Here is a 13,229-nt window from a genome sequence, read left to right on the forward strand (position 1 = left end):
CCAGCAACTCACGCCGACAGGTCTGCACCCTGCCCCTGCCGAATACCTAATGGCCCAGGTAGGCATCGAAAAAAGCGGTGCTCAGAGTGGGCGCCTCACCGGGTGATCGGTTCGAGGCGTACCCGATCCGCAGATCGCCGTCGGCGGCGGCGTCCTCGTCGGGATGGTCCTTTCCGCCCGTTCGCCGGCACGGGCCGGGAGGGGGCGCCGTCGCCCCCTCCCGGGAAACCCGCGGTGCTACTTGCCGGACTCGTAGAGCGCCGTCACCTCGGCGGCGCTCAGCGCACGGTCGTAGACGTGCACCTGGTCGATCGTGCCGTCGAAGTAGTCGACGGGGTTGCCGCCGAACTTGCCGCGGCCGATGACCAGGGGCCCGGTGGAACCGTCGCCGAGGCAGGCGCTCGCCTGCCCGGCGAGTTGCCCGTCGATGTAGAGGCGCAGCTGGCCCGTCGCCGCGTCCCGGACACCGACGAGGTGGTACCACTGCCCCGCGGCCGGGGTGGTCGGCGCGAGGGCCCGCACCCCGGCGAAGCTCATCGCGAACCGCCGGTCAGCGCCCGAGTACTGCAGGTAGAAGGCGCTGTTCGAGGCGCCGTCCTGGCTCACCACCGTCTGGAAGGCGCCACCCGCGCTGTCGAGCCGCACCCACGCCGAGGCCGAGTAGCTGGCGGTGGTGTCGAGGATGGTCCTGCCGGTGTCGACGTACTGGTTGCTGCCGTTGAACAGCAGGCCCGAACCCGTCTTGCCGGCCGTCCAGGTGGGCCCGGCGACCAGCCGGCCGTCATTGTTGCCCGCCTCGTCGTTGGCCGTGTCGCCGGCATTCTCGTCCAGCGGCCAGTAGCCGACTCCGGTGAGGCCGGGCGTGCCGGGCGGCGGCGGAGGAACGTTTGCGCCGGTACCGTCGGCCGAGCGGATGACCGCCTCGTTCACCGCGCGCACCTGGTCGAAGTCCATCTTCTCGACGCGCCGGTCGTAGGTGAAGAAGCCATTGACCTCGTGCTCGACGTCGGTGATCTGGGTGTAGACGCCGGCCGAGACCCCGCAGGTGTTCGCTATGCGCAGCAGGTCGCGCTGGTTCTCCACGTACCGTCGGGTCAGCGTTTCGGAGTCCGGCGCCATCCAGTACGCGCCGCCCTCGCCGAACCACATGTGACCGTCGACCTCGAGGCCCATTCCGCCGTGCTCTCCGTCGACGGCCACCCGGTCGGCGGTGGGCAGTGGCGACGCCGGACCGAGGTACTGGTGGTGGTCGATGATGTCCCCGCGTCCGGAGTCACCGAGGGAGTCGCAGCAGTTCACGCCGCTGTGCGCGTTGACGAGCCGGGTCGGGTCCTGCTGCTTCACCGAGTCGGCGATGCGGCCGGTGGCGCCCCGGTCCCACTCACCCCAGCCCTCGTTGAACGGCACCCACACCACGATCGACGGATGGGCGGCGTGTTCCCGGATCATCTCGCCGAGCTCGGATTCCCACTGCCGCTGCCACTCGACCGGCGGGCGGCCGGGCTTCGTCGCGGGCATGTCCTGCCACACCATCAGCCCCAGCCGGTCCGCCCAGTAGTACCAGCGGCCGGGCTCGACCTTGATGTGCTTGCGGACGGTGTTGAAGCCGAGCACCTTGTGCTGCTCCAGGTCGAAGCGCAACGCCTCGTCCGTCGGTGAGGTGTTCAGCCCGTCCGGCCAGAAGCCCTGGTCGAGGGTGGACATGTGGAACAGGATCTTGCCGTTCAACGTCATGCGAAGCTTGCCGTCGGCGCCCTTCGCCTTGCCGATCTCGCGCATCCCGAAGTAGGAGCCGACCTCGTCGACCCGCTTGCGGCCGTCGAACAGGCGTACCCGGAGGTCGTAGAGGAAGGGCGAGTCGGGTGACCACAGCTTGGGCTTGGCGATGGGTATCGTCAGGTCGGTCCCGGCCGGACCGGAGACGCGCGCGACGGCCTTGCGTCCGTCGTACGCCACGGCCTCGACGGTGAGGCCCTCGGCCCCGGATGTGGGGTTCGCGCGCAACCGCAGGGACTTGTCGCCCAGGTCGGGCGTCAGGTTCAGCGAGTCGATGGCGCCCGTGGCCGAGACGGGCTCCATCCAGACCGTCTGCCAGATGCCGGAACTGCCCTGGTAGAAGATGCCCCGGTCGCCGACCCGGCGCTGCTTGCCGATCGGCTGGAACGACGCGTCGGTCAGGTCCTCGGCCCAGACGATCAGCTCCTGCTGCCCGCCGGGCCGCAGTGCGTCGGTGACATCGGCGTCGAAGCCGTCGTAGCCGCCCCGGTGCGTCGCCACCTGGTGGCCGTTGACCCACACCTTCGAGTCGTAGTCGACCGCGCCGAAGTGCAGCACCAGACGCTGGCCCCGGCCGACCTGCCACTGCTTGGGCACGGTGAAGGTCCGGCGGTACCACATCCGGTCCTCGTGCCGTTGGATGCCGGAGAGGGCCGATTCGATGGGGTAGGGCACCAACACCCGCTCGGCCAGCTGCTCGCCGACCGGCGGAGCCTCGCCGGCGGCCGCACCGGCGAACTCCCACACGCCGTTGAGGTTCTGCCAGCGGGACCGGGTCAGCTGCGGCCGCGGATATTCGGGCAGCGCGTTGGTGGGTGAGACGTCATCCGTCCACGGCGTGGAGAGCGGCGGTGTTCCCTTCGTCCAACCGGTGTCGGCGTCGGGTTGGGGCGCGGCGGTCGCGGCGGTCGGCGCTGTGGTCGCGACCAGGACGGCCGCGGTGGCGAAGGCGAGGAATGGCCAGCGTCGGCTGGAGGCGCGTCGGGTCATGCGGTCGGCCCTTCGGGAGTGCGGACGGGGGCGGCGGCTGCCCGTGGTGCGCTCCGAGGGTGGGCGGTCGGGTCACTGGTCGATGTTCCCGGGGCGGGACGTGCCCGCTGCCGGATCCCACCACGCGCAGGTCACGGGCTGAACCCATTCCAACGTTGTTCTGACAGTGATGTCAATAGATATCGACAAGACTGAGCCGATTCGGCCACCACCGAACACGCTCGAACAGCGGGCAACCCTGGCGCTGACGGGTCGGGCGGGGAACTCGGCCGCCGGGCTCATTGGAGGGTCCTATCGATAGTCGGCGAAAATTCGACGTTCCACGCCATCAACGGTGATGGCTCCGCCGTGGGGAAGGATCCATTGCGGTCGGGTGTGGCCGAAGGGGATGCCGACGCAGACGACTGCCTCCGGGTTGTAGCGCGCCACGACGTCGACGACCGTGTCGCGCTGCTGCTCGCGTAGCCGTGCCCGATCCGCGGCAACGGGCCGGCGGGTGTGGTCGGAGACCGGCGGACGGGCGAGCAGGACCGCGTCGACGGCGCTGAGGATGCCGCGTTCACCGAGTGAGCGGACGATGAAGCTGACATCGCGCGCAGGGAGGAGTTCTTCCGACGTCTCGATGATCAGCACCCCGCCCTGCAGAATCTCCGGGGGAAATGGGAAGCGTCCCGCCGTCAGGATCCACTGGATGACTTCCAGGCAGCCGCCCCAGGTGGTGCCGGTGACCGCGCGGCGCGGCCCGTACCAGCTCCACGGCTCCGTCGGTTCGCGTTCTCCGAAGGATTCCAACGCTTGCGGATTGGCCCAATCAATTCCGACATCTTCGGACTCGCCCGGATCGGTGATCTCCAGCCGCTCCCCGCTGAGTAGCGCCGCTCGCAGCGACCGGGCGTGGATGTCGTCTACGGCCGGCCCGGGGCCAAGGTGCACCTGAGAGGATCCGCCGTAATAGCTGGCGATGCCAAGGCCCCAGAGCCAGTGGTGCACGTTGGTGTTGTCGCTGGTGCCCAGGAACGGCTTCGGATCGGCTCGGGCGAGGTCGGCGTCCAGATGCGGGATGACCGTGATCTGGTCCTCGCCTCCGACGACGGCGAGAATGCCGCGCACCTCGGGATCTGCGAAGGCGGCGTTGATGTCCGCCGCGCGCGCCGCCGCGGTCGCACCTACCTTGCGGGTGGTTGGGTATTCGACCGGAACGAGGCCGGTCACGTCAGCAAGCCGTCGCATGGCCTGCTCGTGGACTTCGGGATAGGCACCTGCTGCAGCGAAGGACGGCGAGAGGACTGCGATGTGGTCCCCTGGGCGTGCCTTTTGAGGACGAATAGGATCATGCTTCATGCCGAGATCCAACAGGTGCGCCAGTTCGTGCGCATCCCATTTGGGGCGGGTCACCGCGTTGGCCTGGATTTACCGTCGCTGTGTTGCCCGGGCGTCAACGGGCGAGCCGTACGGGGTGCCACCTTCAACCGGACGGGTGCCAACCCGGTGCCAACTCGCCCCGGACGGTGCCCTCACCCTGGATGGGACAGCCGCCGTCACGCTGCTCCGATGCCGCCGGAGGTAAGGAGCCAACGGCATGCAGGCATTTACATCTATGCGCCGGCCGATTACGGTGATCGCAACTCGAGTACCCAGTGGGTTGCAACCCTCACAGAACGTAGCTGCCCCTGCCTACGCGCGGGCAAGCACCACGTGACACGGGAGATTTGCCTTGGGTTCCGACGTTCGACAGCCCTCATCCGGTCAGTCACCAGCCTCCTCTCACTCCGCCGCCGTTCAGCGGTCGCTGGGGAGAGAGCACCTCCGCCGACGCCCGCGCCCGCTCTTCATGGTGGCGGCCCTGGCAGCGGGGGCCCTCGTCCTCGGCGCCACGCCCCTCTGGGGGTCGGACCGCGCGGACCTCCTCGACGGCGCGGCCCTCTCCTCGACCCCCACCTACACCGTCGGCCTGCAGCCGCCGCAGGATCCGGGGCCGTTCCCCGGCAGCGTGACCCCCACGTCCCCCACCATCACCATCGCCGGCCAACGAGACGGCGAAAGCACGTTCAAGGTCGTCAAGTACGACCAGGTGCAGCCGAAGAACCCCGGCCAGATGGACTTCGACCACTACCACACCGGCATCGAAATCCAATGGTGGCTGCGGAAGTGGGCACACGAACGTCCCGACATCGTCGACCTGCACATCGTCGGGGAGAGCTTCAGCGGCCAGCCGATCTACCAGGTGACCATCACGGACAAGTCCACCGGCGCGGACACCGACAAGCCGGCGGCCTACTTCGAGGGAAACCGGCACTCCGGCGAGGTCTCGTCGGCCGAGAGCTCGCTGTGGCTGGCGCACCACCTCATCACGCAGGCCGGCCGCGACCAGAAGGTCGACAAGCTGCTCGACGACAAGACCGTGTACATCCGTCCGGTCAACAACCCGGACGGGCACGACATGTACCTGTACACCGCCCAGACCAACCGGTCGACGGTGCGGCCGTACGACAACGACGGGGACGGCAAGCGCGACGAGGATCCGGGTGAGGACCTCAACGGTGACGGGTACCTGAGCCAGATGCGCCAGTACGTCGGCGCCGGCAAGGGGACGCACGTCGTCGACGAGCGGGACCCGGCCGGGAACGCCATGCTCAACGTCGGCGCGGGCAAGGGCGACTACCTGATGTTCTCCGAGGGTACGGACAACGACGGCGACGGTCGCTACGACGAGGATGGGGTCGGCGGCCTGGACCTGCACCGCAACTACCCGTACAACTGGCACGTCATGCCGGAGGACGACGCCACCGACCGGAACCTGACCCAGGGCGGCGCCGGCGAGTACCCGTTGTCCGAGCCGGAGACCCGGCACGTCTACACCTGGCTGATGTCGCACACCAACATCGGCGCCGTCAACAGCATGGACACCCGGGTGCCCATGCATCTGCGGGGGCCCTCGACCTGCGACCCCGTCGAGTGCATGTACTCGACCGACCGCAAGCTCTACGAGCACTTCGACAAGGCGGGGGTCTCGTTCACCGGCTATCGGCATGCCGGCAGCGTCTACATCGACTACGCCACCCGCAACGGTGGCCAGCCGACGCCGCTGTTCGGGCACGGCCCCGACTTCGGCTACTTCCAGTACGGCGCCATCTGGTACGGCGACGAGATCTGGAACGGTGGTGACTTCACCGACTACGACAAGGACGGCAGGTACGCCGACTGGGAGCGGTCGCGGTGGTGCGCCGAGAACGGGCGGACGAACTGCTTCCTGCCGTGGACGAAGGTGGAGCACCCGACGCTGGGGGCGGTCGAGATCGGCGGCATCAACCCGAAGTTCTGGTCGCAGAACCCTTCGGCCGATCTGATCGGCGGGTGGGCCACCAACCAGGCACGGTTCAACCTGTATTTGACCGAGTCCCTGCCCCAGGTCGACCTCAGTGACGTGAAGGTCAAGAAGCTCAAGGGCGCTCAGGGTGACGGAGCGACGCACGAGATCACGGCTTCGGTCCGGAACACCGGCCGCATCCCGACCGCTCTCGAGCAGGCGAAGGAAATCAAGATCGTCGCTCCGGACACCGTGAAGGTGGAGGGCGCGCGCGCCGTCGGAACCGCACCCCAGTTCTATCTGGACGGCGGTGACCGGCAGAAGGTCCGCCTGCGGGTCGTCAAGGCCGCCACCGACACCATCACGGTGAAGGCTGTCAGCGTCCGGGGAGGCCTGGACTCCGCGTCGGCACGGCTGAACTGATCGCTCGAGAGGTCCCCGTCCCGCAGTGTGGGGCGGGGACCTCGCCATGTCGGCTCTCCGAAGGCGGCGACGAGAGGATCCGGTCGGTCTTCTGCGAGTCGATGAGGAGCGCAGCCGCGCGGTGGACGACTTCGGTGCACTGGGCTGCTCGGCAGGGACTGATCGTGGACGCGGGACGATCGTCCTACGCGCGTGCGGTGGCCGAGCGCAGGAGTGCGCTCGGCCACCACGACCCACGTCAGGTCAGCGCTGACCCCCCAGGTACATCGCGTTGAACAGCAGCCGGTAGGTGCCGTGCGACTGGGCCCGGTGCTGCGGCTTGAAGCCGATCATCACCACCTGGCCGTCGCCCACCTTCGCGGTCACCACGGCCGCCTTGCCGCCGATGACGTCCTCGCCGAGGAGGAAGCCGCTCTTCAGCAGCTTGGTCTTCGGCCAGGTGGCCGCCACCGTGACACCCTCGGCGCCCTCGTCGACCTCGAACGCCGGGCCGTTGGCGACGAACGCCGACGCGTTCGGGCCGAACCCGGCGGCGACCGGGTCACTGGCGTCGAGGTTGAGGTTCAGCACCGACCCCGGGATGTTGTAGGTGGTCTCCGGTACCCCTTCGGTGACGTCCTTGACCGGTACGCCGAACGCCTTGATCGGCAGTTGGGCGGCCTTGTTCAGGGTCACCACCGTGCCGCCCGCCTCGACGAACGCCTTCAGGTTGGCCACACCCGCATCGGTCATTCCGCCGGTGTACTGCGGCGGCAGCGAGCCGGCCGCCCGGCCGTTGCGCATCGAGTTGTAGGTGGCGTCGGGCAGCACGATCGTGTCGAACTTCGCCCGCAAATCACCGGCCCGGACCGACGCGTTCGTCAGCTTCTCGTACTGAAAGCCGAACTGGTCCAGGATCAGCCGGGTCCAACCCTCGTCGTAGTTGTTGAAGCCGTCGTACAGTCCGATCCGAGGCGCGACGAGTTCGGTCACCTTCGCCGGCTTCGCGTCCACCGCGGCGATGCTGAGCCCGAACTGGGTGGCGAGCCGCGTCACCCGCGCGTCGGTGCCCGGACGCGGTGTGACCAGGAACGTGCCAGCCGGCAGCTTGCCAGTGCGGGTGGTCACCTCAGCGCTGCTGTGGAAGACCTTGTCCCCCGCCGCGAGCAGGGCGTTCACGGCGGCCGAGCTGTCGTTGACCCGGGGGTCGAGGGCGTACGCGTACTTCGGCGCACCGGCCACCGCGCCGGTCGGCACCGTCGGCCAGTCGACCGCGACGGTCTCGGCCCGCACGGCCTGATCGAGCTTGTTGACGGTGACGCCCATCTGGAACGAGAGCGTGTATCCGGTGATGTCGTACGGCGGCTCGAGCGGGCCGCCGGGGTAGAGCCGGCGATCCGGGTAGACCTGCGGGTTGAGCAGGTCCAGCACCGCCGCCCGGTACGGCTGCGCCTCCCGGACGAGGTAGCTGCCGGCCGGGTACCTGCGGTCGCCCACCGTGAACGGCTTCACCGCGCGCTCGACCCGGATGTTGTTCCAGCGCAGCTTGTCCACCAGCTTCGTGGCAGTCGGGAAGTCCGCCTGATCCGCGGGGATCACGTAGGTGGTTCCGGCGCCGTTGCGCCCCCCCTCCCGGGCCATCTGCGCCGAGCCGTAGAGCAGGGCCTCGCGGTCGTCACTGGCCACGCGCAGCATCGCCCACGAGGCGGTCTTGATGTAGTCGCAGCTCTGCGACAGGTGCCACTCGCCGCCCTTCCAGGGGCTCGGGTAGAAGACCGAGGGCTCGCTGGTGGAGGTGCCGTCCGCGAAGGTCTTCGGGAAGGTCGCCGGGTCGTAGACCCGCGGCGTCGCCGAGGCGTGCGCGGTCTCGGTCAGGATGCCGATCTGGTTGTGGTAGTACGGCGCGGTCCGCGCGCCGCCGTTCCACCAGATGTCGTACGACTGGCGGGCCAGCGCGCCGCCCTTGCCCTCGCGTTCCAGCCGCTGGCCCATCGCGTCACCGACGATGTTGACGCCCCGGACCACCTGGGGGTGGATGTTCGGGTTCAGCGGGTCCTCGTACGGCGGGATGCTGATCCGGGCGGGGAAGACCGCGGACTGGTGGACGTTGTGCATGACCTGCGGGATCCACTCGTGGAACAGTTGGCGCCCGACGTTCTGCGTCTCCTGCAGGTTGAACATGTACCAGTCACGGTTGTTGTCGTGTCCGGCGTACTTCTGGTACAGCTCGGGATAGCCGGCGTCCTGGTAGGGCCCGCCCAGGTTCTGCCGGTACCACTCGGCGACCTTCGTTCCGCCGTCCGGGTTCACGTTCGGCACCAGCAGGGTGATGAGGTTGTCCCGGATCTCTCGCGCCTCGGACGTCTCGCTGGTCACCAGATCGTACGCGAACTGCGGGGCGGTCTGGTGCCCGGCCACCTCGGTGGAGTGGATGCCGAAGTCGACCCAGGCGATGGCCTTGCCGCCCTTCGCCAGCGTTCGCGCCTCCGACTCGGAGAGCGAGTCGCCCTGCGAGAGGCGTACCGAGGTCTCCCGGTAGCGCTTGAGGTTCGCGTCCTTGAGGTTCTTCTCCGACGAGACGATGGCCATCAGCTGCGGCCGTCCCTCGCTGGTCTTGCCGATCTCCACCAGCTTCATCCGGTCGCTGGCCTTGTCGAGCTTGCGGTAGTAGTCGGCGATCTGCTCGTAGGTGGCCAGCTTGTAGTCGGTACACGGCGCCCAGCCGATCACCGACTCCGGCTTCGGTACCCGGTTCGAGGCGGTAGCGGTGGTCGCCGACGTCAACACCGGCGTACCGACCAGAGCCAGCGCGCATACGACCGGCAGCGCCGCCCGAGAGACTCTTCGTTTCACCTGATACCCCTTCGCAGTACAGGACGGAAAAGGGTCCGGCAGGGGCGGCCGCGCCAACTCGGATGGCTTGATTCAACAGGCTTCGATCGATGTCTGGAGCGCTCAGGGTGGCAATTGAGGAAATCTTGAGCCTCGCCACCCGCAATGAGGACAAACGAACGGCGGGCATCGACTGCCCGCCGTTCGCACGTTACTGGCTGAGCTCGGCGACCTCCTCAGCCGTCAGGCGGAGCACTTGGGCCGGAGCCGCACCACGCGCGCCGGCGTCGGTCGGCGGGTCGGCCGGCCGCCGCAGATGCCAGTCCGTCACCGCCTGGTAGGCGGCCACCACAGACAACAGCCGGTCCTCGGCGTACGGGAGGCCGCCCAGGATGGTGCCGATCGGCAGCCCGGCGGCGGTGGCCCCGATCGGGAAGGCGATCTCGGGCAGGCCCAGGATGTCGAAGGGCACCGGGTCGGTCTGCACGACCACGTCGCAGCCGTCGAAGAGCTCGTTGAGCACCCGGTCCAGCAGCAGCAGCTTGGCCCGCTGAGTGGTGATGAACTCGTTGCCACCCAGCAGCGCTCCCTGCAGCCAGCTGGTCACCGACACCCCGAAGCCGCGCAGGTCGGTGCGCAGGTAGGGCATGAACGGCTCGGTGCGCTCGGGCAGCCGGGCGTTGTTGAAGTTGCTGCCGGTCAACAGGCTCCACTCGTCCGGCAGCGGCACGTCCACCAGGGTGGCGCCAGGGATCGCGGCGAGCTGCGCCAGGTACGCCGCACGGGCCAGTGCGGTGGGCGAGGTGCCGTTGGCGAAGCCCGGCAGCACCCCGATCCGGGTGTTCCAGCGCAGCTTGACGCGGCGGCGGTGATAGACCGGGCTGGCCGCGTCGATCAGGTCGGGCACCTGGGGCAGGCCCTGGCTGCGCGGGTCCATGGAGTCCTCGCCGGCCATCGCGGTCAGCATAATCGCGGCGTCCTTGGCGTCCCGAGCCAGCGGTCCCGGATGGTCGCGGGTGTAGGTGAGCGGGATGATGCCGGCCGCCGAGACCCGGCCCATGGTCGGCTTGAGGCCGGTCAGGTTCTGCGCGTTGGACGGGGCGGTGATCGAGCCGCCGGTCTGCGTGCCGATGCCGGAGGTGGCCATCCGGCCGGCGACCGCGGTGGCGGTGCCGGTGGACGATCCGCCCGGGTCGATGCCGCGGTTGGTGGGCGCCCAGGCGTTCACCGTGGTGATCACACCGGCTGGCGTGGTGGCGCGGGTGGTCGCCAGCGGGCCCATCTGGGTTTTGCCGAGCACGATCGCACCGCTTGCCTTCAGCCGGGCCACCGCGGTCGCGTCGTACGGCGGCACGAATTCCTGGAACAGGAAGGAGTTGGCGGTGGTGGGGACTCCTTCGGTGTAGTAGTTGTCCTTGATGGCCAACGGGATGCCGTGCAGCACGCCGTCTCGGGGCCGGCGTGCGGCAGCTCTCGCCGCCGCGATGGCGGCGTCGGCGAGCACCAGGTTGAACGCCTGGTAGCTGCCGTCGTACCGGGAGATGCGGGCCAGGTACGCCTCGACCAACTGCTCCGGGGTGAGTCTGCCGGCGCGGATGAGCCAGGCTGCCTCGGCGATGGTCAGCTCGGTCGGCTCGGCCAGTGCCGCCGGCCGGGGCTCGGTGTAGGCGTTGGGCTGGTCCAGCGGCCGTCTCCTCGTTCCCGGCCCGGTGTTGGTGGACAGGCTGCTGCTCGCCAGCGCCACCGAGGGCAGTGCGACGTTGGCGCCCACGGTTGAGGCGGTGGCCAGCGCGGCAGCGCGGGCCAGAAATGCCCGGCGGTCGACCGTACGATCGAACGGTTCGGACGTCATGCCTTCCGCCATTCCGTGCTGTTGGAGGGGTATAGGACCGGCACGTGCTGCTGCGACAGCGCGTTCGCGACCTCGGGATCGGTGCCAACGGGTGCGGGTAGCTGGTATGCGGCGAGCGTCGCCACGGTGCCCCGCACGAAGGAGCGCAGGGAGGCGAGCACGGAGTCCCGGCCGGGCGAGCCGGTGTCGGGGTCGGGGGTGGTCCCGGGCGGAAGTTGGTCGAGGTCGATGCCGAGCGCGGCGAGCCGGGCGCGGATCAGAACGTTCAGCTCAGCGTCCGTCGGCGGAGTAGGTGCCATGACACTCCCAGGGGTGTTGCGTGATCCGGTCGAGGTGGACTGACCGTAGGCCGGGCGCCATTCGCGACAGCCCGCTGTGGGCACAAGTTGCGCAACATTTGAGTTTGCCGATCACCAGCGCCCAGCGTCGTGATCCGCGTGCTCGTTCCGGTGGCCGCGCACGGCAGGCCCGCAAGGGCCGGTGACGGGGTCGGTGAGCGTACGGGGTGGACCGTCAGCGGGACGTGTCGGCGAGCCGCTTGTTGTAGACGCCGAACGCCACGGCGACGAGCAGGACGAGCCCCTTCACCACCGACTGCATCGACTGGTCGACGCCCATCAGCTGCATGCCGTTGCTCATCACCGCCATGACGAGGCGGCTCCGTTGCGTTGAGCGTTGCCAAGATCGAGGCAGACTTGAGCAGTGAAGTCATCGACCCGACCTGACCCGTTGCTGCCTCCGAAGTCGGCGTTCGCCGGGTTCCGGTTCCCGCCGGAGGTGATCGTCGTCGCGGTCCGCTGGTATCTGCGCTTCACCGGTTAAGACCGATGCGCGGACTACGAACGGACAAGACAGCGCAGGTGATCATCGCCGGACACGCGTTCATGCAGAACCTCCGCCAAGGACACTACGAACTCGCCATCGACACCCCGCCGACCACGAAAGTCGCCGCCGCGTTCACCGAATTCGCCCAAGCGCAACGAACACCCGGGCACGCCGTGACGAGGGGCGGTCAGCGATCTGGTGTCCCGAGTATGACGGTGAGGTCTTCTTCGGCCGCCAGCACAGCACCCTCGAACTCCAGCTGCGCGGCGGCCACTGCGACTGCCCGGTCATTGCCTGGCCAAAAGTGGGTGAGCATCAGTCGGCGGGCGCCCGCCCTGCGAGCCCAGTGACCGGCCTCGGTGGAGGTCATTAGATTGCGTGTGGGTCGGTTGGTCTCGCCGTCGCGGTCGGTGGCCTCGACGATGAACAAGTCGGCGTCGCGGCCGAGTTTGGCCAGCACGGGGGTCGGGCCGGTGTCTCCAGAGTAGGCCAACGCTATCCCGTCAGCTTGTATGCGGATGCCTGCGTTTGACACGTAGTGCGGGAGTGACAGTCCGGTCAGGTCGAACGGCCCCACCCGGTAGTTGCCGGGCAGCGGATGCATGTCGAAGACTGCGTGTAAGTCGACGTCCGGCTCCAGGCCGCTGATCCGGTCGAGCACGCCTGGCGGGCAGTACAACGGCAGCCGTGGTCCATCGAAGTCACCGTAGAACCGCATCCGGAACAGCCCGTGCAGGTCGATGCAGTGATCGGGGTGCTCATGGGTGATGACGACAGCGTCCACTGCACCATCTGGCCAGTGCCCGAGCAGCCGCGGCAGCGTGGCGTAGCCAAGGTCAAGCACCAAGCGGTAGCCGTCCCAGTCCACGGCGAAACCACTACAGGCACGGCCGGGCTCGGGAAAGGCACCAGAACTGCCAAGCACGGTGACCTGTCGCATCCGCACAGGATGCCAGACCGCCAGCTATTTATCCGGCCTGGGCCTTCGAGAGTGGAGTGGATGACAGGCGCCGAATCCGCACTGTCAGTTCGGAAGGTGCGGATCCTCGTCGGTTCGGGCCAACGCCCAACTGAGTCCCCGCCGCTAGCCTCGATCTCGCGGTGACCACCGAACGTTCTCTGACACTTGAAACACCGCTGAGGCCACCAGTGAGGTGATCTCAACAAGAATCCGGTAGGTACCGGTATTCGAAATGTGTGAGGTTGAGCGCGGCGCGGACGTGGTCGCCGAGGTTTCGGGGGCTG

At 68.4% G+C, this 13,229-nt stretch carries 8 protein-coding genes and 1 pseudogene; 2 read left to right on the plus strand and 7 right to left on the minus strand.

The window, feature by feature from the left end; translation table 11 throughout:
- Positions 1 to 237: 237 nt before the first annotated feature.
- On the minus strand, positions 238 to 2,766 hold the full coding sequence (locus ACFYPS_RS34905; RefSeq protein ID WP_387330469.1) for a LamG-like jellyroll fold domain-containing protein: 2,529 nt from the start codon (positions 2,764 to 2,766) through the stop codon (positions 238 to 240).
- A 291-nt stretch (positions 2,767 to 3,057) separates the two neighbouring features.
- The gene (locus tag ACFYPS_RS34910; RefSeq protein ID WP_354968585.1) at positions 3,058 to 4,107 is read right to left on the minus strand and encodes an LD-carboxypeptidase; all 1,050 of its coding nucleotides are present in this window, start codon (positions 4,105 to 4,107) and stop codon (positions 3,058 to 3,060) included.
- A 493-nt stretch (positions 4,108 to 4,600) separates the two neighbouring features.
- Between ACFYPS_RS34910 and ACFYPS_RS34915 the strand changes: the two genes are divergently transcribed.
- Positions 4,601 to 6,496 (plus strand): M14 family metallopeptidase, encoded by a 1,896-nt coding sequence (locus ACFYPS_RS34915; protein ID WP_387330471.1) that lies wholly within the window; start codon positions 4,601 to 4,603, stop codon positions 6,494 to 6,496.
- A gap of 243 nt (positions 6,497 to 6,739) precedes the next feature.
- On the opposite strand, the gene ACFYPS_RS34920 is transcribed toward ACFYPS_RS34915, so the two are convergent.
- The 4 genes from ACFYPS_RS34920 to ACFYPS_RS34935 form a co-directional block, all read right to left on the minus strand.
- The gene (locus ACFYPS_RS34920) at positions 6,740 to 9,328 is read right to left on the minus strand and encodes a M14 family zinc carboxypeptidase (RefSeq protein ID WP_387330474.1); all 2,589 of its coding nucleotides are present in this window, start codon (positions 9,326 to 9,328) and stop codon (positions 6,740 to 6,742) included.
- A 190-nt stretch (positions 9,329 to 9,518) separates the two neighbouring features.
- Positions 9,519 to 11,159, minus strand: coding sequence for an amidase (locus ACFYPS_RS34925; RefSeq protein ID WP_387330477.1), 1,641 nt, complete (start codon positions 11,157 to 11,159; stop codon positions 9,519 to 9,521).
- Positions 11,156 to 11,458, minus strand: a complete 303-nt coding sequence (locus ACFYPS_RS34930) for a hypothetical protein (RefSeq protein ID WP_387330480.1) — start codon at positions 11,456 to 11,458, stop codon at positions 11,156 to 11,158. Before ACFYPS_RS34930 ends, ACFYPS_RS34925 begins: the two co-directional genes overlap by 4 nt.
- 214 nt (positions 11,459 to 11,672) lie before the next feature.
- On the minus strand, positions 11,673 to 11,807 hold the full coding sequence (locus ACFYPS_RS34935) for a hypothetical protein (protein WP_387330483.1): 135 nt from the start codon (positions 11,805 to 11,807) through the stop codon (positions 11,673 to 11,675).
- Positions 11,808 to 11,974: 167 nt separating this feature from the next.
- Between ACFYPS_RS34935 and ACFYPS_RS34940 the strand changes: the two are divergent.
- Positions 11,975 to 12,136, plus strand: a pseudogene (locus tag ACFYPS_RS34940) (IS6 family transposase); the annotation flags it as partial.
- Positions 12,137 to 12,171: 35 nt separating this feature from the next.
- Here ACFYPS_RS34940 and ACFYPS_RS34945 read toward each other — a convergent pair.
- Positions 12,172 to 12,924 (minus strand): MBL fold metallo-hydrolase, encoded by a 753-nt coding sequence (locus ACFYPS_RS34945; protein WP_387330486.1) that lies wholly within the window; start codon positions 12,922 to 12,924, stop codon positions 12,172 to 12,174.
- Between the last annotated feature and the right edge of the window lie 305 nt (positions 12,925 to 13,229).

The sequence above is a fragment of the Micromonospora sp. NPDC005087 genome (assembly GCF_042872965.1).
GTDB lineage: Bacteria > Actinomycetota > Actinomycetes > Mycobacteriales > Micromonosporaceae > Micromonospora.